Genomic DNA, 21,213 nt, shown 5'->3' with positions numbered 1-21,213 from the left:
CAGGCTGCGATCGCCACCGAAGGGGGCGCAGGGTTTCAAGATCGCTGAAGGCCTGCGGCCTTATCGCAGCCTGCGGCAGCGGCTACAGGGGCGCGTCATAGACAGGCACAAAAAAGGCGACCCGAAGGTCGCCTTTTCATTCCCGCAACGCTGATCAGAACTCGTGATCGGCGCTGTCCGGGTTCAGGTCGCTGATACCCAGCTTGCCCGCGGCCTGTTCGATCGAACCGGTCTGCTTGACCAGCGCGGCGATGGCGTCACGCACGATCTGGTTGCCCGCGTCGTTGCCGGCGGCGATCAACTGGTCGTAGTGCTCACCCTTGTTGGCGTGATCGACCATGACCTGGATCTTGGCTTCGGTGGCGGCCAGGTCGGCCTTCAATGCGGTGTCGGCGGCCGGGTCGATTTTCGCCACCAGCGACGACAGGCTGGCGCCGGTCAGCTTGGTGCCGTCGACGCGGGTGTATTCGCCCAGGTACACGTTGCGGATGCCCTTGGCATCGTAGAAGTGCGAGTTGTGGGTGTTGTCGCTGAAGCAGTCCTGTTCGTCTTCAGGGGAGTTGGCTTCCAGGGACACCTTCATGCGCTCGCCCGCCAGTTCGCCCAGGGACAGACTGCCCATGCCGAACAGCATTTTGCGCAGGCCGCTTTCAGCCGGTTCCGCTTCCAGGGTGGCGCGGTAGTTGTCGGCCACGTTCGGCTTCCAGTTGCCGACCATTTCTTCCAGGTCGTTGACCAGCAGTTGGGTCACGGCTTTCAGGTAGGCACGGCGACGGTCGTTGTGGCCGCCGGTGGCGCCGGCGCCTTCCAGGTAGTCGGAAGCCGGACGGTTGCCGGCGCCAGGGCCGGTGCCGTTCAGGTCCTGGCCCCAGAGAAGGAATTCGATGGCGTGGTAGCCGGTGGCGACGTTGGCCTCGGAACCGCCCAGCTCGTTGAGGCTGGCGAGTTTTTCCGGGGTGATGTCCTTCACGTCGACCTTGTCTTCGCCGACCTGGACTTCAGTGTTGGCGATGATGTTGGCGGTGGCGCCCGGGTTACCCAGCGCGTGCTCGTAGGACTTGTCGACGTAATCGATCAGGCCTTCGTCCAGCGGCCAGGAGTTCACCTGGCCTTCCCAGTCGTCGACGATGGTGTTGCCGAAGCGGAACACTTCGCTCTGCAGGTAAGGCACGCGAGCCGCGACCCAGGCAGCCTTGGCGGCTTTCAGGGTGTCGGCGTTGGGCTTGGCGAGGAAGGCGTCGATCGCGGTCTGCAGGGTCTTCGCGGTGGATTCGGCATCGCTGTACACGGCGAAGACCATGTCGGCGTAATGCGCGACGACCGCCTTGGCCGCCGCTTCATCGACCTTGCCGGCCGCAGGAGCGGTGGCCGGGGCTGCGGTGCTGGCGGCTGGGGTAGCGGCTTGCGGCGCGGCAGCCTGGTCTTTGCCTTCGCCGCAACCGGCGAGGGAAATAGCGATGGCCAACAGACTGGCGGTAGCCAGAGGCATACGAATCATGGCGAACATCCTGCTTCGAGAGAGGGGTGGAGTGGCGCGGAGGACGCGCAAAACTGCGACATAATGCGAAAGATTTGCATTATGTGTAAAGGGTTGCGGTTGTAAATATTTCCTATTCAGGAAGCGATTGCGCTGGATCAGGCTTATGCGCGCAATCGGGTCTTCAGAGGATGGCCGCGTTACTGCGCTGGGCCTGTTTCAGGTAGGCGCTCAGCTCTCGTGCCGGCAGGGGTTTGCTGTAGTGATAACCCTGACCTTCGTGGCAGCCTTCGGAGATGATGTAGGCCTCTTGTTCGGCGGTTTCCACGCCCTCGGCGATCACCTGCATGCCCAGGCTTTTGCCCAGCTGGATGATCGCCCGCACGATGGTCGCATCGTCGTCGTCATCCAGCAGGTCCTGGACGAAGCTCTTGTCGATCTTGATCTTGTCCAGCGGCAGGCTCTTGAGGTAGCTCAGGGACGAGTAGCCGGTGCCGAAGTCGTCGATGGCGATCAGCGCCCCCGAGCGGCGCAGGCTCAACAGGTGCTGGGCGGCGGTGCTGATGTCTTCCATCAGGCCGGTTTCGGTGACTTCCAGCTCCAGGCTGCGCGGCGGCAGGCGGTAGATCTGCAGCAGGTTGTTGACCACCCGCGGCAGCTCGGCGTGGTGCAGTTGCACGGTGGACAGGTTGACCGCCATGCGCAGGTCGCTGAAGCCCAGGTCATGCCATTCGCGCAGTTGGCGGCAGGCCTGGTCCAGCACCCATTCGCCGATGGCGATGATGGTGCCGTTCTGCTCGGCCAGGGGAATGAACAGGTCCGGCGGGACGAAGCCGTGTTCCGGATGCTGCCAGCGCAGCAGCGCCTCGACCCCGACCACACGATGATCGCGGTAGCTGATCTGCGGCTGGTAGACCAGGTGGAACTGCTCGCGGCTCAGGGCTTCGCGCAGGTCTTTTTCCAGTTCGCGGCGCCGGCGCATCTCGCTGTCGACGCTGGCGATATAGAACTGATAACGGTTGCGCGACCGGCTTTTTGCCAGGGTCATGGTCTGCTCGGCTTTCTGCAGCAGCTTCTCGGTGCTGTCGCCGTCCTCCGGGAACAGGGTGATGCCGATGGTGGCGCGCAGGCGGATTTCCTGGTGATCGAGGGCGAACGGTGCTTCCAGGTCGTCGAGAATGCTCTGCGCCAGTTCGGCGGCTTCGTAGGGTTGTTCGATATCGGCCTGGACCAGGGCGAACTGGTCGCCGCCAAGGCGGGCGAGGGCGCCCAGGCGACCACTGTGGGCCCGCAGGCGATCGGCCAGGGCCAGCAGCAACTGGTCGCCGGTCTGGTAGCTGAACTGTTCGTTGATGCCTTTGAAGTCGTCGAGGCCGACACAGAGCACCGCGACCCGGCGTTGCAGGCGGCCGGCGTCGATCAGGATCTTGTCCAGTTGCTGTTGCAGTTGCTGGCGGTTGGGCAGGCCGGTGAGGAAGTCGTACTGGGCCATGCGCAGCAGGCTGTTTTCCGCTTCATGGCGCAGGTGCGTGTTGCGTTCGATCGACGCCAGCAACTGGTTGGCGGTATTGATCCAGATCCCCAGCTCGTTTCGCTCGTGGCCCTTGAGCAACGGGATCTGATGTTCGCTGGGGCGGTCCGGATTGATGGTGGTCAGGTGCTCGATGATCCGCGACAGCGGCTTGGTCAGCAGCCAGTGGTAAACCAGGTACAGCACCAGGCCCATGGCCAGGGCGCGCAGTACGCCGGAAATGAAAATGATCACCGAGCTGACGATAAAGCCCTGGCCGTAGGTGGCCGTGTCGAGGGTGATGCTCAGGTCGCCGTAGTATTCGCTGTAGGGGCCACGACCCACCAGTTGGGTGGTGAAGGTGCGCTCCTTGCCGAGGATCAGATCGGTCAGCCAGCGGCTGGGGGAATTCTGCAACTCACGGGTTTTTTCCGCGAGCATGGTTTCGTTGGGATGGCCAATGGAGGCCATGCGCACAGCATCATCCTGGAACAGGCCTTCGATGACTTGCATGCCCATTTCGCGGTCCAGGCTGTAGACGGCCTGGGTCGAGGGGTCGCGAAACATGTCGAGAATGCGCTGGGCATCATTAGCGACCGCCTGCCGAGTCTTATAAGCATCGAAGACGATTTGTGCGCAGCTCAGCACTACGCCCACTATCAGTGCCGACAGCAGCACAACCCGGAGCAACTTCACCGACAAGCTGTTTTTGAGTTCCAGCTTCAAAGGGTTATTCCTTGTTCCGTGCGGGTAGCGTCAAGTTGCCATGAGTATTGGCAATCCCGTGATGGCAGTCAAAGGGACAATCAGGCCCAGGATATTTCACCTGTAGGCTTGGTTGGAATGCCGGGAGCCAGCATATCCGCGCTTATCGGTTATATGTCGGTAGCCAAGCCTTGCAACTTGAGGGACGGCGGAGATTTTTTAGCTGAATAGAGAGGTTGGTCCGCCGGGCTGGCGCGGCAAACCTGGCCCTTGCCGGTAAAACGAAAAAACCCGGCAATGCCGGGTTTTTTTGACTGCAAACGGGCTTAGGCGACGAAGGTCTTGCCTTCGAACTGCTCGGCCACGAATTTCCAGTTGACCAGGTTCCAGAACGCTTCGACGTACTTTGGACGCAGGTTGCGGTAGTCGATGTAGTAAGCGTGTTCCCAGACGTCGCAAGTCAGCAGCGGGGTGTCGCCGCTGGTCAGCGGGTTGCCGGCGCCGATAGTGCTGGCCAGGGCCAGGGAACCGTCAGCCTTTTTCACCAGCCAGCCCCAACCGGAACCGAAGGTGCCGACGGAAGTCTTGGTGAATTCTTCTTTGAACTTGTCGAACGAACCGAAAGCGGCGTTGATGGCTTCAGCCAGAGCGCCGGTTGGTTGACCGCCGGCGTTTGGCGCCAGGCAGTTCCAGTAGAAAGTGTGGTTCCAGACCTGAGCGGCGTTGTTGAAGATACCGCCCGAGGAAGACTTGACGATCTCTTCCAGGGTCTTGCCTTCGAACTCGGTGCCTGGCACCAGGTTGTTCAGGTTCACGACATAGGTGTTGTGGTGCTTGTCGTGGTGGTATTCCAGGGTTTCCTTGGAAATGTGCGGCTGCAGGGCATCGTGTGCGTAAGGCAGCGGCGGCAATTCGAAAGCCATGATGATTCTCCTAATCAGGTCAGTTGCGGTGAGCGCAAGGCCGATCACGGGCGGCCAGACAAGCGCCGGGGAGTTTGTACTCTTTGCGGCGCAGGGTTCGGATCATAGCACCGGGGGTGCGGCTTAACCACGCAACAACTGTGTGGGATAGAGGTTCAAGGGGATGCCCTCGCTAAATGACGAAACGCGTTGGCGCTGTGATCGTGCCAGGCAAGGCGCGGGACGCAGAGGATGCTTTTTGCCTCTTCAAGTCCCGCAACGCAGCATGGCACGATCACAGCGCCAACCCGAAGGGCCGTCGCCCCGCAAAGCGCAATCCGTCGTTGTTCGTCGCTCATTTGGACCACCAAACCACGCTCCTCACGCCTAGTCTTGCGCTTTGCGGGGCGGCGGCGCGCTCGTCATTTAGCGAGGGCATCCCCTTAGCCTTTTGGAATAAATCACCCGGCGGTCATCAACTGGATCGCGACACTGAACATCATCACCGCCACCAGCAGATCGAGAATGCGCCAGGTGCTCGGCCGCGCCAGCCATGGAGCCAGCCATGCGGCGCCGAGGGCGAGGGTGAAAAACCACAGCAGCGAAGCACTGGCCGCGCCGACCACATAGGCGCCGGGTTCGGTCTGTTGCGCGCCCAGCGAGCCGATCAGCAGCACCGTGTCCAGGTACACATGGGGGTTGAGCAGGGTCACCGCCAGCGCACTGAGCAGCACCGCGCGCAGCGAGCGCACGGTCTGGTTCTCGCCCTGTTGCAGGCTCTGCCTGGAACAGGCGCGACGCAGGGCCTGGCTGCCGTACCAGATCAGGAACGCGGCGCCGCCCCAGCGGGCAACCGCCAGCAGCGTCGGGCTCTGCGCCAGCACCGTGGCCAGGCCGAATACCCCGGCCGCCACCAGCAACGCATCGCAAGTCACGCACAGCACGGCCACCGGCAGGTGGTGTTCACGGCGCAGGCTCTGGGCCAGGACAAACGCATTCTGGCTGCCGATCGCCATGATCAGCCCGGCCGCCACCAGCAGCCCGTTAACGTAGCTCTGCCACATGGCGTTTACTCCTCGCCCGAGGCCAGTTGCCGCAGCACGCCCATGGCGCGCTCGGCATCGGCCTTAGCGACAAACAGATGATCGTGGTAGTAGCCGGCGATCACGTTGCAACTGATCCCGGCCTTGCCCAGGGCGCTGGCGAACGCGGCGGTCAGGCCGACGGCTTCCAGGGCCGAGTGCACATTCAGGGTGATCCAGGCCGCGACGTAGTCGAAACCCAGCCCCAGCCGTTCGGCCTGCTGGCGTTCGAGGATCACCGTGAGCCCTTCCTGCTCGCGAAAGCTGCCCAGTACGTCGCTACCTTCGAGCAGCGCGCGATCGGCGATGGAGCAGAACACGTAGTCACCGTGGTTGAGCTGCGGGCTCATGCTGCGCAGCAGGGTATCGAGGGAGGTTTCGCCAGCCATGAAAAAGGTCCTTGAACGAGAAAGCATGCTGGCTATTCTCCGGTGGCAGGCTGTATAAGAAAAACCAATATTGCTGATCGCTCATTAGGAAAACTGATGTTCGACTATAAATTGCTGTCCGCCCTGGCCGCGGTGATCGAACAGGCCGGATTCGAGCGTGCCGCGCAGGTGCTGGGGTTGTCGCAGTCGGCCATTTCCCAGCGGATCAAGCTGCTCGAGGCGCGGATCGGGCAGCCGGTGCTGGTGCGGGTTACGCCGCCGGCGCCGACGGAAATCGGCCGGCGCCTGCTCAACCATGTGCAGCAGGTACGCCTGCTCGAACGCGACCTGCAGAGCCAGGTGCCGGCCCTGGACGAGGAAGGTTTGCCGGAGCGTCTGCGCATCGCCCTCAACGCCGACAGCCTGGCCACCTGGTGGGCCGAGGCGGTGGGCGACTTCTGTGCCGAGCAGCACTTGCTCCTCGACCTGATCGTCGAAGACCAGACCGTGGGCCTCAAGCGCATGCGCGCCGGCGAAGTGGCGGCCTGTGTCTGCGCCAGCGAGCGGCCGGTGGCGGGCGCCCGCAGTGTGCTGCTGGGCGCCATGCGCTACCGTGCCCTGGCCAGCCCGGCCTTCCTTGCGCGGCATTTTCCGCAAGGCGTGCAAGCCGAGCGCCTGGCTCGCACGCCAGCCCTGGTGTTCGGCCCGGACGATTTCCTGCAGCACCGCTACCTGGCGGCGCTGGGGGTCGATGGCGGGTTCGAGCATCACCTGTGTCCCTCGTCCGAGGGCTTCATCCGCTTGACCGAGGCCGGCCTGGGCTGGGGGCTGGTGCCCGAATTGCAGGTGCGCGACCAGTTGGCGCGGGGGGTGTTGGTGGAGCTTTTGCCAGATAAGCCGATCGATGTGCCGCTGTACTGGCATCATTGGCGCAATGGTGGCCAACTGCTGGGCCTGCTCACCGAGCACCTGGCGCGTTCTTCGGCGCAATGGCTGGTGCCCTTGGAGCAGCCATAAGCGTCAAGCGACAAGCTCCAAGTGGGCAGCTTGCGCTTTGGTTTTCAACTTGCAGCTTGCAGCTTGTAGCTCGTCACTGCGTTTTTTTAGGAGCAAGTCATGAAAATTCTGGTCACCGGCGCAAGCGGCTTCATTGGTGGACGCTTCGCGCGTTTTGCCCTTGAGCAGGGCCTGGATGTACGGGTCAACGGGCGTCGGGCCGAAGGTGTGGAGCATCTGGTGCGGCGCGGGGCCGAGTTCGTCCAGGGCGACTTGAGCGACGCGGACCTGGTGCGCGACCTGTGTCGCGACGTCGACGCGGTGGTGCATTGCGCGGGAGCGGTGGGGCTCTGGGGGCGCTATCAGGATTTTCATCAGGGCAACGTGCTGGTCACCGAAAACGTGGTCGAAGCCTGCCTCAAGCGCCATGTCCGGCGTCTGGTGCATCTGTCGTCACCGTCGATCTATTTCGACGGTCGCGACCATCTGGGCCTGACCGAAGAACAGGTGCCCAAGCGCTTCAAGCATCCTTATGCCGCCACCAAATACCTGGCGGAGCAGAAGGTGTTCGGCGCCCAGGAGTTCGGCCTGGAGGTGCTGGCGCTGCGCCCGCGCTTTGTCACCGGCGCCGGCGACATGAGCATTTTCCCGCGCCTGTTGAAGATGCAGCGCAAGGGCCGTCTGGCGATCATCGGCAACGGCCTGAACAAGGTCGACTTCACCAGTGTGCAGAACCTCAACGAAGCGCTGCTCAGCGGTCTGCTGGCCAGCGGCTCGGCCCTGGGCAAGGCCTACAACATCAGTAACGGCGCGCCCGTGCCGTTGTGGGACGTGGTGAACTACGTGATGCGCCAGATGGGCGTTCCGCAGGTCACGCGCTACCGCTCCTTTGGCCTGGCCTACAGCGTGGCGGCCCTCAATGAAGGCTTCTGCAAGCTCTGGCCGGGCCGTCCGGAGCCGACCCTGTCGCGCCTGGGCATGCAGGTGATGAACAAGAACTTCACCCTGGATATCAGCCGCGCCCGCCATTATCTGGATTACGAACCTAAGGTCAGCCTGTGGACGGCCCTGGATGAATTCTGCGGCTGGTGGAAGGCCCAGGACATACGCTGAAAATAAACACTGAACCGAGTTCGGGGTTCAGGGTCGATCAGGGCGGCGGGTTAGCGGTTTATACTCGCCGCATTCAGCTATCACCGCGGTTTAGAAAGGTTGCCCCATGCGTAACGATGCCAACGACGACTTCGACGATGTTCCAAGCCTGCGTGCCGATACCCTCGACGATGATTTCCCGACCACCGCCGCGGGCCGCGCGCGTACTTCGGTGCATTCGCGCAGCGTGCCGGCCGCCAAGGTCAAGACCCCGAATGCCGGGCCGCTCTGGGCGCTGGTCGGCGCCTTGTTCTTCGCCTTTATCGGCCTGGCCTGGTGGAGCTTCCAGCAGATCTCGCTGATGGAGCAGCAACTGGTCGCCACCCAGGAAAGTTTCGCCCGCATCAGCGAAGAAGCGGCGGGGCGCCTGCAGGATATTTCCGGCAAGGTGGTGGCCAGCCAGTCCAGCGTCAACAGCGACAGCGAAGCCTTGAAGCTGCAGATCAAGCAGCTGGAAAGCCGCCTGCAGGACCAGGGCAAGCAGCAGCAAGGCGTGGCCGGGCAGGCCACGGACCTGGACAAGCGCCTGGCCCAGATGACCGCGCAGGCCACCGAGCAGCAGGCGGCCAACAGCCAGTTGCAGGCACAGGTGAAAACCTTGAGCAGCGAACTGGCCGCCCTGAAAAGCGCGCCTGCCGACACCAGCAAGGTCGATGCCCAGTTCAAGAGCCTGAACGGCGAGATCGCGGCCTTGAAGAAACAGGGCAACCCGAGCGCCGCCATCGAGCGTCTGGAGCAGGACATCATCGTGCTCAAGAGTCAGCAGGACAATCGTCCCGCCGCGGCCCAGGGCGGTACCAACACCGCCGAGTTCGATGCTTTCCGCGGCCAGGTCACTCGCAACATCAATACCCTGCAGAGCCAGATCCAGAACCTGCAGCAGCAGCTCAATACCCGCCCCTGACCCTGGCGACCTTCCCGCGCGTGGCGTGGGAAGGTCGCGGTTTTGCCTCTCGCCTCCCTGCTTCGCTGAATACTCGACCATATCCCGCAGCCGTCTACGCTCTTGAAACACCAACAAGAACGAGGGACGCGCAATGAGGGGATTGCTTAGAGCCACGGTGCTGGGGTGGCTGCTGATGTTCTGCGCCAGCCAGGTCCAGGCGGCGGACGATGCCACGGCGGCCAAGGCCCTGCTGGAGAAGGCCCTGGCCTACTACCACGACCAGGGTGACAAGGCCTTCGCCGCGTTCAGCCGCCAGGGCGAGTTCGTCGACAAGGACCGTTATGTGTTTGTGGTCGACACCAAGGGGGTGATGCTGGCCAGTGGCGGGCCGTCGTCGGCGCTGATCGGCCGCGATGTTTCCGAGGTGCTCGGGCCGGATCTGCAAAAGGCCTTCAAGGACGCGCTGAAGATTCCCGAGGGCAATGGCATCCAGCAAGCCGAATACCGCTGGCAGAACTGGGCCGATGGCAAGGTCGAGCGCAAGCATGTGTATTACCAGCGGGTCGGCGAGCGGATCCTGGCGGTCGGCTATTACCTGCCACGGGCTTCCGCCGAGCAGGCCAAAGCCTTGCTGGACAAGGCGGCGATCGAACTGGTCAAGGATGAGAAGGGCACGCTGACAGCGATCAACTCGCTCAAGGGCGGCTTCCTGCAGGACGACCTGTATGTGTTCGTGGTCGACCTGGACAACCAGCGCTACGTGGCCCACGGCACCAATCTGCGGCTGATCAATACCGACTTCGGCAAGGTCAAGGACCCGGACGGCAAACCGGTGGGCGAGCCGATCCTGGCGCTGATGGCCACCCAGGAGCAGGGCGAGTATGAGTACCGCTGGAAGAACCCGGTGACGGCCAAGGTGGAAGACAAGCACGCCTACCTGCGCAAGGTCGGGCACTTCCTGGTGGCGGTGGGGTACTACAGCCCGTAAAGGTCGCTCGCCAGCCAGCTCGCCTGTAGCAGAGCTGGCTGGCGATGCCGTTATTTGACCTTGTCTTCGCGCCCGCGCAGCAGCGCGTTGGGCATGGCCAGCGCCGCCGCCAACCCGAGCAACGACACCGCCGCGCTGACCATCAGCAAGTGTTTGAAGGTCAGCAGCAACTCAGCCCGCAAGGCGCCCTGTTCCGGCCCCGGCGCGGCGTTCAGGCCGTCGAGCAGCACATTGCCCGAGTGGCCTTCGCCGATCAGCGCCGAGCCGCTCAACTGGGCGAAGCTGGAATCCTGCAACAGCGCCAGCAACAGCGCCGACATCAAGGCCACGCCCACCGCACCGCCCAGGGAGCGGAACAGATTGGTGGTGCTGGTGGCGACGCCGATGTCCCGTTGTTCCACCGAGTTCTGGCTGCCCACCAGCGACGTCGGGAACTGCATGCCCGAGGCAATCCCGCTGAACAACATGAACACACTGCTCAGCAGCACCGCCTGGGGCGGGCTGAAGGCCATGCCGAGAACGGTCAGTGGCATCAGCAGGGCGCCACCGAGGATCATCGGCTTGTAGCGGCCGGTCACCGAGGTCATGCGCCCGGCGAAGTAGGCGCCCATCGGCAGGCCGATGGCCAGCGGCAGCAGGTGCAATGCCGCGCTGTCGGCACCGGCGCCGGTGACGCTCTGAAAGCGCAACGGCATCAGCACCGTCAGCGAGATGGCCTGGAAGCTGGTGAAGAACACCGTGCACCAGCACAACATGGCGTTGCGGTTGGCGAACAGGTGCATGGGCAGCAGCGGCTCTTGCGTGCGCCGTTCATGCCAGGCGAACAGGGCCAGGGCGACGACGGCACACGCCAGCAGGCCTAGCACTTCGCTGCTGCGCCAGGCGTGGCCCTGGCCGAAATGGGTGATCGCCAGCAGCAGGGCCGTCAGGCCGATGATCATCAGCAGCGTGCCGAGGTAGTCGATGATCGGTTTGCGCTGCGGAATCGGCAGCCCGCGCAGATTGCGCCTGGCTACCAGCCAGGCGCCCAGGCCCAGGGGCAGGTTGATCAGGAACACCCAGCGCCAGGACAGGTATTCGGTCATGTAGCCGCCGAGCACCGGGCCGGCGACGCTGGCCGCCGCGTACATGCTGCTGAAATAGCCCTGGTAACGCCCGCGCTCGCGGGGCGGCACGATGTCGCCGATGATCGCCTGGCTGACCGAAATCATCCCGCCGGCGCCGATGCCCTGGAAGATCCGCGCCAGGACCAGCTGTTCCATGTTCTGCGCCATGCCGCAGAACAGCGACGCCAGGGTGAACAGGCCCATGCCGAACAGCATCAGCTTGCGCCGGCCGTAGAGGTCGCCGAGCTTGCCGTAGATCGGCACCGACACAGTCATGGCCACCATGTAGCCGGAAATCACCCAGGCCAGCAGGCTGACGTCCTTGAATTGCGCGGAGATGGCGGGCATGGAGACCGCGACTATGGTCTGGTCCAGGGCGCCGAGGAAGATCGCCAGCATCAGGGCGATCAGTACGCTGCGAAGAGCCGGTTTGGGCTGGCCAGGCTGGTTGGGATTGGACACGAAATAACCTGCGGGCAGTGATTGACCCGCAGGGTGCAAGGCGAGCGGGAATGCTCGCCAGTGTACTCGATAGGCTCCTACTCGATAGCCTCGTAAGGAAGGCCGACGTAATTTTCCGCGATGGTTTTGCGCCCGGCCTCGGAGTCGACGAAGTACGCCAGCTCCGACTCGGCGATGCGCTGGCTGAAGTCGTCGGAGTCGGGGAAACGGTGCAGCATCGCGGTCATCCACCAGGAGAAACGCTCGGCCTTCCAGATCCGCCGCAGGCAGATTTGCGAATACTTCTGCAGCAAGTCGGTGCGCTGCTCGCGGTAGACCTTGAGCAGGATGTTGAACAGCGTGCTGACATCGCTGGCGGCCAGGTTCAGGCCCTTGGCCCCGGTGGGGGGCACGATGTGCGCGGCGTCGCCGACCAGGAACAGCCGTCCGTATTGCATCGGCTCGACCACGAAGCTGCGCAGCGGCGCGATGCTTTTCTCGATCGACGGCCCGGTCACCAGGCGTTCGGCCAGCTCCTCGGGCAGGCGCCTCTTGAGCTCGTCCCAGAAACGTTGATCGGACCAGTCGGCGACATTTTCTTCTGCCGGTACTTGCAGGTAGTAGCGGGTGCGGGTGGTCGACCGCATGCTGCACAGGGCAAAGCCGCGTTCATGGCGGGCGTAGACCAGTTCGTCGTGGACCGGCGGGGTGTCGGCGAGAATGCCGAGCCAGCCGAACGGATAGACGCGTTCGAACACCTTGAGCTTGTCGGCCGGGATCGACTGCCGGGCGACCCCGTGGAAACCGTCGCAGCCGGCGATGTAGTCGCAGTCCAGGCGATGGGGTTCGCCCTGGTAATCGAAGGTCAGGTAGGGCTGGTCGCTGTGCATGTCGTGGGGGCGCACGTTGTCGGCCAGGTACAGGGTCCGGGCGCCGACGGCCTGGCGGGCTTGCATCAGGTCGCGGGTGACTTCGGTCTGGCCGTAGATCGTCACGCTCTTGCCATTGGTGAGGGTGTGCAGGTCGATGGTCACCCGGCGGCCGTCGAGGGCCAGTTCGAAACCACCGTGCACCAGGCCTTCGGCGTCCATGCGCTGGCTGACCCCGGCCTGGCGCAGCAGGTCGACCATGCCTTGTTCCAGCACCCCGGCGCGGATGCGCCCGAGTACGTAATCCGGGGTTTGTCGTTCGAGGATCAGGGTATCGATGCCGGCCTTGTGCAGCAGTTGGCCGAGCAGCAGTCCGGAGGGGCCGGCGCCAATGATGGCGACTTGAGTTTTCAGGGTTTTCATTGTTTTTATGACTCGCAAGCTTCACGCGAACAGGTTCGCTGACTGATTTTTATGTTTCGAGTGCCTGCATTTTTCACTTGTGATGCTGTCAGTTGAAGGTGAAAACTGAGCCGATACCTGTTCATTTCACCAATCGGTGCGATTATCGCCCGTCACCCAGAGGCCTGGATTGCAGTTATGAATAAGCCTGCCTTGCCTTCAATTCCGGTGTTCAAACTCTATGGGGAAAGCCTGGATTGGCCGACACCGGACCTGCTGCACTGCGAAACCATTTCCAAGCGCAGCCGCGAGCACCATTGGGAAATCAAGCCGCATCGGCATGCCGATCTCTGTCAATTACTGTTCGTGCATCGCGGCCAGGCCGAGCTTGAGATCGAAGGCCAGCGCACGTTGCTGGGGGAGTCGGCGCTGCAGATCCTGCCGGCCCTGTCGGTGCACGGCTTTCGTTTTTCCGAAGACATCGACGGTTATGTGGTGACCCTGGCGGCGCCCTTGATGGCCCATCTGCAAGCCCAGCTGGGGCATTCGGTAAATGCCCTGGCCGTGGCCGAGAGCTACCCGGCGGGCGCCGACGGCGACTACCTGAACAGCTTGTTTGCCGCGTTGCAGAACGAGTACCAGGGGCGTGAGCCGGCGCGGGAAATGCTCATGCACTCGCTGGTCAGCGTGATCATGGTGTGGGTCAGCCGCCAGGCGATCCGGCGCCGCAGCGCCAGCCAGCGACCGCAGCGGGCGCGGGAGTATTTCAATGGGTATATCCAACTGGTGGAGGCCCACTATCGCGAGCATGTGAAGGTCGAGGACCTGGCGCACAAGCTGGGGATTTCCGTTTCCCACCTCAATGGCACCTGCCGTGAACTGGCGGGCCAGCCGGCCCTGCAGATCATGCATGAGCGTCAGCTGCTGGAGGCCAAGCGCCTGCTGACCTACACCAGCATGACCATCTACGAGATTTCCGACACCCTGGGGTTTTCCGATCCCACCAACTTCACCCGGTTGTTCCGCCGCCGGGTCGGGATCTCGCCCAAGGCTTTCCGCGACCGGCTGAAGACCGATCACGAGCCGTGACGCCGCGCGCCTGCATCATTTCAGGGAGTTGAGGGTCGCGTTGTGCGGGATGCACTGGTCGACGTTGCAGCTGGCGTAGACACGTGGCTGTTGCCGGGCCTGCTCGACGCGATAGGCCGCTGTTCCATACAGCGCCAGGGTCGCGGTGCAGGTGACGAAAATGGCCAGGTATCTTCTTGTTTTGATGTTCATGGCAAACACCTCTGAACGAATACCCCTGCGCGTGTGGGGGTACTGTTATCAGCATAGATCAGCCATGTGGATCAGCCATGGCCGCCGGCCAGGTCGCGGGCAGCGTGTTGACGGGGTATTCAGCGGTCTTATCGGGCTTTAAAGGCCCTTGTCCCACTCCGGCTCCTCGGGGAAGCGCAGCACCAGGAAATCCAGCATGCTGCGCAGGGCCGCCGGCATGTGTTTGCGCGAGGCGTAGACCGCGTACATGTTCATTTGCCGGGGCTCTGCGTGGGGCAGCAGGCGCACCAGTTCGCCGCTGTGGATATGCACCCCGGCCTGGTAGCTGGGCAGCATGGCCACGCCGGCCCCGGCCATGGTCGCGCGCAACAGGGTGCTGGCTTCGTTGGCGCTGATATTGCCCTGCACAGGGACCGAAACCTGTTCGCCGTCCTGCTCGAAATGCCACAGGCTCTTGCCGAAATAGGAGTGGGTCAGGCAGTTGTGCTGGCTGAGTTCCTCGACGCGTTGCGGTGCCGGGTGCTCGCGCAGGTAGGCCGGCGAGGCGCAGATCACCGAGCGGCAGACCGTCAGGCGCCGGGCGATCAGGTTCGGGTCCAGGTCGTTGCTGGTGCGGATCGCCAGGTCGATGCGCTCGTCCACCAGGTTCACCGTGCGGTCGAGCATCTGCAAGTCGATGCTGACGCCGGGGTAACGCTTGACGTAGGTGGCCATGGCATCGGCCAACTGGGCCTGGCCGAACGAGGTGCTGACGCTGATGCGCAGCAAGCCGCGGGGCGCGTCGTCGGGTTCGCTGACGGCGGCCTGCATGTCCGTCGACAACTCGAGCATCTGCCGGCAGCGCGGCAGGATCTCCGTGCCCGCCGCGGTCAGGCTCAGCTTGCGAGTGGTGCGGTGCATCAGCCGGGCGCCGACCCAGTCCTCCAGTTCCGCCAGATAGCGCGAAACCACCGGCCGCGAGAGGTCCAGGTGGTCGGCGGCGGCCGACTGGCTGCCAAGGTCGACTACGGTGACGAAGACGCGCATTGCTTGAAGACGATCCATGATTTGCCCGCTTTCAGAAACAAACTATGTCCAAGCATCGCATTTTTTGTAACGAGTGCGGCAACTAAGCTTCATCTCCATCGCCACTTACCTATCGCCACCTACCCTGGCCACTTACGGCCGACAGACCATCGGAGCTGCACATGATCGGATTCACCTCACTCAAGCGCCTGCTGCTGGCCACCGCCACCCTGGGTTTCGCCGCCCATGCCGCCGCCGTCGAGCCGGCCCTGAAGCTGGATGTGTACAATCCGGGCGCCGCGGCGATCTTCCCGGTGACCTCGGTGCTGGTCAGCGGCAAGAAGGAAGCGATCCTGGTGGATGCGCAGTTCGGCAAATCCCAGGCCGAGCAACTGGTGGAAAAGATCCGCGCCAGCGGCAAGCAATTGACCACCATCTACATCAGCCACGGTGACCCGGACTACTACTTCGGCCTGGACACCATCACCCGGGCCTTCCCCAAGGCCAAGGTCGTGGCGTCGCAGCCGACCGTCGAGCACATCAAGGCCACGGTCGACGGCAAGCTTGCATTCTGGGGCCCGAAAATGGGCGCCGACGTGCCGGCCAAGACCATCGTGCCGGGCGTGCTCAAGGGCCACAGCCTGAGCCTGGAAGGGCAGAAACTGGACATCATCGGCCTGGACGGCAAGCAACCTGACCGTACCTTCGTCTGGATCCCGTCGATCAAGGCGGTCGTCGGTGGCGTGGTGGTCGCGGAAAACATCCATGTGTGGATGGCCGATACCCAGACCGCGCAATCCCACAAGGACTGGCTGACCACCCTGGACACCATCGCTGCGCTGAAACCCCAGACCGTGGTGCCCGGCCATTACCTGGGCGAAAGCGCCCGCTCCCTGGCTCCGGTGCATTTCACCGCCGACTACATCAAGGCCTTCGATGAAGAAACCGCCAAGGCCAAGGATTCCGCCGAACTGATCGCGGCGATGAAAAAGCGTTACCCGGACCTGGGCGAAGACAGCTCCCTGGAGCTGAGCGCCAAGGTCGCCAAGGGCGAAATGAAGTGGTGATTCGACCGTCCCCGCGCCTGGCGCGGGGGCATTCCCTGTAAGGCTTTGTGTCACTTATCGGAACTGGAGAACTGTCATGAGCAAGATCGCAATCATTGGGGCCACCGGCCGTGCCGGTAGCCAACTGCTGGAAGAAGCCCTGCGTCGTGGTCACAGCGTTACCGCGATTGCCCGTAACCCGGCGAAAATCGGCAATCGCGCCGGTGTGGTGAGCAAGGCGGTCGACGTGCTGGACGGCGCGGCGTTGCAAGCGGCGATCGCCGGTCACGATGCGGTGATCAGTGCGGCGCACTTTTCCACCATCGCGCCCAAGGCCGTGATCGAGCCGGTGAAAAAGGCCGGGGTCAAACGCCTGCTGGTGGTGGGCGGTGCCGGTTCGTTGCTGTTGCCCGACGGCAGCCGGGTGATCGATGCCGCCGGTTTTCCGGACGAATACAAGGCCGAAGCCAGTGCCGGCAGTGTGTTCCTCGATACCCTGCGCCAGGAGAAAGAGCTGGACTGGACCTTCCTGTCGCCATCGGCGGAGTTCGTCGAAGGCGAGCGCCGCGGGCAGTTCCGCCTGGGCCAGGACCATCTGCTGGTGAGCGCCGAAGGCAAGAGCTGGATCACCTTCTCCGACTTCGCCATCGCCATGATCGATGAGCTGGAAACACCGAAGCACTCCCGCCAGCGTTTCACGGTCGGTTACTGAGACATCCTGTAGCCGCTGCCGGAGGCTGCGATTGGCTGCGCAGCAGTCGTAAAACCAGATACCGCGTTTTTGCAGGTACAACGTGTTGACCGGATTACGACCGCTATGCGCTCGATCGCAGGCTGCGCCAGCGGCTACAGGGCTATCGTGCCCGGGCCTGTTCCACCAGCCAGTCCAGCAACGCCCGCAACTGCGGCGACGGTGCCGAGCGATCGGGGTGTACCAGGTAATAGCCCAGCCCCGTACGGACCTTCAATTCAAATGGCATGACCAGCCGCCCGGCGCTCAGGTCTTCGCCGATCAATGCCCAATCGCCTATAGCTACCCCCGTCCCCTGGGAAGCAACCGACATCGCCAGGTCCAGGGTTTCGAAATGCTGGCCCTTGTCGATGTTGTTCAGCACCGTCCCCGAGGCTTTCAGCCAGGTACTCCAGTCATGGGTATCCAGGGTCGGATGCAGCAGCATGTGTTGCTGCAGGTCGGCCGGGGTCTGGAGCGGTATCGCCCCTTCGAGCAATGCAGGTGAACACACCGGCGTCAGCTGTTCGTCGAACAGGTGATAGGCACCGAGGGTGGAAGGTGGCGGGGCACCGTAAATCACCGCGGCGTCGAACTGCTCGCGGCTGAAGTCCACCCCATGCTGCACCGTGGTGGTCAGCCGCACAGGCACGTCCGGACGCTCCTTCTGCCATTGCATCAGGCGTGGCAACAACCAGCGCATCACGCAGGTGGACGCCTTGAGTTGCAGGGTGTCGCGGTTCACCCCGACCTGTTCCACCCCCTCGCTGATCAGGCCGAACACCTGTTCCACCCGTGGCAGCCATTCCCGGCCTTCGGCCGTCAGGCTCAGGCCGCGGGCCTGGCGCTGGAACAAGGCATAACCCAGGTGACTCTCCAGGCCGGCGATCTGCCGGCTCACCGCACCCTGGGTGATATGCAGCTGCTCGGCCGCGTGGGTGAAGTTGCAGCAGCGCGCGGTGATCAGAAAGGTGTGCAGCGCGGGTAGGGGCGGGAGGCGTTTCATAAAGGGCCAAGGCATGACGTGAGGACATGGCGAGTATGACTTTTTATCCATTGTTCCCGCTACACGCGGCCCGTTCCAATGACGCCTTCCCCGTGCCTGGCCATGCAGCGGCCAGCCAGGCACACCGTCTCAAGCGAACAAGAAGGGCAAGACATGGCGACGTGCGGCGAAGTGTTGGTCAAGTTACTCGAAGGTTATGGCGTCGAGCAGGTCTTCGGCATTCCCGGGGTGCACACCGTCGAGCTGTATCGCGGCCTGGCCCGTTCGAGCATCCGGCATGTCACGCCGCGCCACGAGCAGGGTGCCGGTTTCATGGCCGACGGCTATGCCCGCACCAGTGGCAAGCCGGGGGTGTGCTTCATCATCACCGGCCCGGGCATGACCAACATCACCACCGCCATGGGCCAGGCCTACGCCGATTCGATTCCGATGCTGGTGATCTCCAGCGTGCAATCGCGCAGCCAGCTCGGCGGCGGTCGCGGCAAGCTGCACGAGTTGCCGAACCAGGGCGCCCTGGTGGGCGGCGTGGCGGCGTTCTCCCATACCCTGATGTCGGCGGCGGAACTGCCGGGTGTGCTGGCCCGCGCCTTCGCGTTGTTCCAGGCCGGCCGCCCGCGCCCGGTGCACATCGAAATCCCCCTCGACGTGCTGGTGGAGGAGGCCGACGACCTGCTCGACAGCGAGCCGGTGAGCATCGCCCGGGCCGGCGCTGCGCCCGCCGCCATCGCGCGGATGAGCCAGTTGCTGGCCGGCGCCAGGCGTCCGCTGATCCTCGCCGGCGGTGGCGCGATCGATGCCGCCGCGTCCCTGACCCGCCTCGCCGAATCGCTCCAGGCGCCTGTGGCCCTGACCATCAACGCCAAGGGCATGCTGCCGTCGCGGCACCCGCTGCTGATCGGTTCGACCCAGTCGCTGGTGGCGACCCGCGCCCTGGTGGCCGATGCCGACGTGGTCCTGGCCATCGGCACCGAGCTGGCCGAAACCGATTACGACGTGACCTTCGCTGGTGGTTTCGAGATTCCTGGCGCCCTGCTGCGCATCGACATCGATCCTGACCAGACCGTGCGCAACTATCCGCCGAAAGTGGCGTTGGTGGCCGACGCGCACAGCGCAACCGAAGCCTTGCTGGCCGAGTTGGGCAAACAACCGCTGAGCGAGCGCGACAGCGCCTGGGGCGCGGCCCGTGCCGCTGCCCTGCGTAGCGCACTGGAGCAGCAGTGGGACGCGCCGACCCGGGTGCAGACCCTGTTCCTCGAAACCGTCCTGCAGGAGCTGCCGGAGATCGTCATCGTCGGCGACTCCACGCAGCCGGTGTACAGCGGCAACCTGACCTTCAACCCCGAGCGTCCGCGCCGCTGGTTCAACTCCTCGACCGGCTACGGCACCTTGGGTTATGCCTTGCCGGCGGCGATCGGCGCCTGGCTCGGTGGCGCTTCCGAACGCAAGGCCCGGGGCCCGGTGGCGTGCCTGATCGGCGACGGCGGCCTGCAGTTCACCCTGTCGGAACTGGCCTGCGCGGTGGAAGCGCGCACGCCAATCATCGTGCTGCTGTGGAATAACCAGGGCTATGAAGAGATCAAGAAATACATGGTCAACCGCGACATCGAGCCGGTGGGCGTGGACATCTACACGCCGGACTTCATCGGCGTGGCCAAGGCCCTGGGCTGCGCCGCCGAGGCCATCGACAGCATCGACGGATTGCGCGATGCGTTGCGCGCGGCCAGCGATCGCCAGGGCCCGACCCTGATCGAAATCGACCAGGCCGGCTGGATGCGGGCGGTGCAGGCATGAACCCGACAAACCTGTTGAACGGCCTGTATATCGATGGCCAGTGGCATGCCGGCAGCGAGCGGTTGCCGGTGATCAATCCGTCTACCGAAGAGCCACTGGCCGTGGTCGGTGGCGGCGATCAACACAGCGTCGAGCAGGCGGTGAGTGCCGCCCAGGCCGGGCTCGCCGAGTGGGCCGCGACCTGCGGCGCCGAGCGTGGCGCGGTGTTGCGGCGGATCGCCGCCGGGGTCGCCGAGCGCCGTGAACGCCTGATGCACCTGCAGTCGAGCAACAACGGCAAGCCGCAATTCGAAGCGGCCATCGACGTCGACGACGTGATTGCTACCTTCGAGTATTACGCGGGGCTGGCCGAAGGCCTGGACGCCGCCCAGGACCGCGATGTGCCGCTGCCCAGCGATGATTTCAGCGCCCGTGTGCGGCGTGAGCCCTGTGGCGTGGTCGGCCTGATCGTGCCGTGGAATTTCCCGATGGTCACCACCGCCTGGAAGCTCGCGCCGGCCCTGGCCGCCGGTTGCAGCGTGGTGCTCAAGCCCTCGGAAGTCACCCCGCTGCCGGAACTGGAACTGGCGGCGATCATCGCCCGGAGCGGCTTGCCCAAGGGCGTGTTCAATCTGGTCTGCGGCACCGGGCTGGCGGTGGGCGCGCCGCTGGCGGCGGATCCGCGGGTGGCGAAGATCTCCTTCACCGGCAGCAATGCGGTCGGGGTCCAGGTCATGCAGCGCGCGGCGGAGACGGTCAAGGGCGTGAGCCTGGAGCTGGGTGGCAAATCTTCGCTGTTGGTGCTGGCGGATGCCGATCTCGAACTGGCGGTGGAGCTGGCTTGTAGTGGTGGTTTTTTCAACGCCGGACAGATGTGCTCCGCCACCAGCCGGGTGCTGGTGGCCGACGAGCTGGCGGACGAATTCCTCCTGCGCCTCAAGGCACGGGCCGAGGCGATTCGGGTGGCGGACCCTTTCGATCCGGACGTGGAAATGGGCGCGCTGGTCAACCAGGCGCAATACCAGCGCGTGCTGGGCCATATCGATCGCGGGCTGAGTGTCGGGGCCAAGTTGGTATGCGGTGGCGAGCGCCCGGCGGACCGCGCGCGCGGCTTTTTTATACGGCCGACCATTTTCACCGAAGTGCCCCTCGACAGTGCGCTGTGGCGTGAGGAGATCTTTGGCCCGGTGCTCTGCGTGCGCAGTTTCGCCAGCGAGGCCGAGGCCATCGCGCTGGCCAACGACAGCGAATTCGGCCTGGTGGCCAGTGTGGTCGGCGCCGATGTGCAGAACGCCGAGCGAGTCGCCAATGCCTTGCAGGCCGGGCTGGTGTGGATCAACGCACCGCAAGTGATCTTCCCGCAGACCGCCTGGGGCGGCTACAAGCAGAGCAGCATCGGCCGCGAACTGGGGCCTTGGGGGTTGCAGGCGTTCCAGGAGATCAAGCACGTGGTTCGCGCGCGGTAACAGTCTTTTGAAGCGAGATGGTTCT

General features: G+C 63.9%; 19 protein-coding genes. 9 read left to right on the top strand and 10 right to left on the bottom strand.

What is annotated here, in order from left to right; all coding sequences use genetic code 11:
* Positions 1-154: 154 nt before the first annotated feature.
* The 5 genes from AC3RCP_RS25265 to AC3RCP_RS25245 form a co-directional block, all read right to left on the bottom strand.
* Entirely contained in the window at positions 155-1,498 is a 1,344-nt protein-coding gene (locus tag AC3RCP_RS25265; RefSeq protein WP_007929763.1) for an imelysin family protein, read from the bottom strand.
* Between the two features lie 163 nt (positions 1,499-1,661).
* On the bottom strand, positions 1,662-3,713 hold the full coding sequence (locus tag AC3RCP_RS25260) for a putative bifunctional diguanylate cyclase/phosphodiesterase (RefSeq protein WP_007929764.1): 2,052 nt from the start codon (positions 3,711-3,713) through the stop codon (positions 1,662-1,664).
* Between the two features lie 305 nt (positions 3,714-4,018).
* On the bottom strand, positions 4,019-4,615 hold the full coding sequence (locus AC3RCP_RS25255; protein WP_007929765.1) for a superoxide dismutase: 597 nt from the start codon (positions 4,613-4,615) through the stop codon (positions 4,019-4,021).
* A 440-nt stretch (positions 4,616-5,055) separates the two neighbouring features.
* Positions 5,056-5,658, bottom strand: coding sequence for a LysE/ArgO family amino acid transporter (locus tag AC3RCP_RS25250; RefSeq protein ID WP_053262430.1), 603 nt, complete (start codon positions 5,656-5,658; stop codon positions 5,056-5,058).
* Between the two features lie 5 nt (positions 5,659-5,663).
* Positions 5,664-6,065: an ACT domain-containing protein gene (locus tag AC3RCP_RS25245; protein WP_007929768.1), complete on the bottom strand. Its 402-nt coding sequence runs from the start codon at positions 6,063-6,065 to the stop codon at positions 5,664-5,666.
* A gap of 96 nt (positions 6,066-6,161) precedes the next feature.
* Between AC3RCP_RS25245 and AC3RCP_RS25240 the strand changes: the two genes are divergently transcribed.
* From AC3RCP_RS25240 to AC3RCP_RS25225, 4 genes are all read left to right on the top strand, one after another.
* Positions 6,162-7,061, top strand: a complete 900-nt coding sequence (locus tag AC3RCP_RS25240) for a LysR family transcriptional regulator ArgP (protein WP_087090178.1) — start codon at positions 6,162-6,164, stop codon at positions 7,059-7,061.
* Between the two features lie 99 nt (positions 7,062-7,160).
* Entirely contained in the window at positions 7,161-8,153 is a 993-nt protein-coding gene (locus AC3RCP_RS25235) for an NAD-dependent epimerase/dehydratase family protein (RefSeq protein WP_062824801.1), read from the top strand.
* 106 nt (positions 8,154-8,259) lie between these two features.
* On the top strand, positions 8,260-9,096 hold the full coding sequence (locus AC3RCP_RS25230) for an ATPase (RefSeq protein WP_101338927.1): 837 nt from the start codon (positions 8,260-8,262) through the stop codon (positions 9,094-9,096).
* 133 nt (positions 9,097-9,229) lie between these two features.
* Complete coding sequence (locus AC3RCP_RS25225; protein ID WP_492570794.1) at positions 9,230-10,066, top strand: cache domain-containing protein; 837 nt, start codon at positions 9,230-9,232, stop codon at positions 10,064-10,066.
* A 50-nt stretch (positions 10,067-10,116) separates the two neighbouring features.
* Here the strand turns inward: AC3RCP_RS25225 and AC3RCP_RS25220 are convergent, their stop codons facing one another.
* Positions 10,117-11,634 (bottom strand): MDR family MFS transporter, encoded by a 1,518-nt coding sequence (locus AC3RCP_RS25220; RefSeq protein WP_101338925.1) that lies wholly within the window; start codon positions 11,632-11,634, stop codon positions 10,117-10,119.
* 77 nt (positions 11,635-11,711) lie between these two features.
* Positions 11,712-12,896 (bottom strand): 4-hydroxybenzoate 3-monooxygenase, encoded by a 1,185-nt coding sequence (pobA, locus tag AC3RCP_RS25215; RefSeq protein ID WP_492570867.1) that lies wholly within the window; start codon positions 12,894-12,896, stop codon positions 11,712-11,714.
* Positions 12,897-13,082: 186 nt separating this feature from the next.
* Here pobA and AC3RCP_RS25210 point away from each other — a divergent pair, with 186 nt between their 5' ends.
* Entirely contained in the window at positions 13,083-13,973 is an 891-nt protein-coding gene (locus AC3RCP_RS25210; RefSeq protein ID WP_053262424.1) for a helix-turn-helix domain-containing protein, read from the top strand.
* Positions 13,974-13,988: 15 nt separating this feature from the next.
* Here the strand turns inward: AC3RCP_RS25210 and AC3RCP_RS25205 are convergent, their stop codons facing one another.
* Both AC3RCP_RS25205 and AC3RCP_RS25200 read right to left on the bottom strand, forming a co-directional pair.
* Positions 13,989-14,165, bottom strand: a complete 177-nt coding sequence (locus AC3RCP_RS25205; protein ID WP_007929787.1) for a hypothetical protein — start codon at positions 14,163-14,165, stop codon at positions 13,989-13,991.
* A gap of 138 nt (positions 14,166-14,303) precedes the next feature.
* Positions 14,304-15,209, bottom strand: a complete 906-nt coding sequence (locus AC3RCP_RS25200; RefSeq protein WP_037035534.1) for a LysR family transcriptional regulator — start codon at positions 15,207-15,209, stop codon at positions 14,304-14,306.
* A gap of 143 nt (positions 15,210-15,352) precedes the next feature.
* Here AC3RCP_RS25200 and AC3RCP_RS25195 point away from each other — a divergent pair, with 143 nt between their 5' ends.
* Together AC3RCP_RS25195 and AC3RCP_RS25190 are read left to right on the top strand one after the other, a co-directional pair.
* Positions 15,353-16,237, top strand: coding sequence for an MBL fold metallo-hydrolase (locus tag AC3RCP_RS25195; RefSeq protein ID WP_101338923.1), 885 nt, complete (start codon positions 15,353-15,355; stop codon positions 16,235-16,237).
* Positions 16,238-16,313: 76 nt separating this feature from the next.
* Entirely contained in the window at positions 16,314-16,928 is a 615-nt protein-coding gene (locus AC3RCP_RS25190) for an NAD(P)-dependent oxidoreductase (RefSeq protein ID WP_101338922.1), read from the top strand.
* Positions 16,929-17,070: 142 nt separating this feature from the next.
* Here AC3RCP_RS25190 and AC3RCP_RS25185 read toward each other — a convergent pair whose 3' ends face one another.
* The gene (locus AC3RCP_RS25185; protein WP_492570795.1) at positions 17,071-17,952 is read right to left on the bottom strand and encodes a LysR substrate-binding domain-containing protein; all 882 of its coding nucleotides are present in this window, start codon (positions 17,950-17,952) and stop codon (positions 17,071-17,073) included.
* Positions 17,953-18,105: 153 nt separating this feature from the next.
* Between AC3RCP_RS25185 and AC3RCP_RS25180 the strand changes: the two genes are divergently transcribed.
* Entirely contained in the window at positions 18,106-19,743 is a 1,638-nt protein-coding gene (locus AC3RCP_RS25180) for a 5-guanidino-2-oxopentanoate decarboxylase (protein WP_492570796.1), read from the top strand.
* Positions 19,740-21,188, top strand: coding sequence for an aldehyde dehydrogenase family protein (locus tag AC3RCP_RS25175; protein WP_492570797.1), 1,449 nt, complete (start codon positions 19,740-19,742; stop codon positions 21,186-21,188). The genes AC3RCP_RS25180 and AC3RCP_RS25175 overlap by 4 nt, the downstream gene beginning before the upstream one ends.
* Positions 21,189-21,213: the final 25 nt, after the last annotated feature.

The sequence above is a fragment of the Pseudomonas sp. GW822-FHT05A08 genome (genome assembly GCF_058800485.1).
The sequence above is the reverse complement of the archived record's forward strand: the minus strand, read 5'-3'. Positions and strand labels throughout refer to the sequence as shown.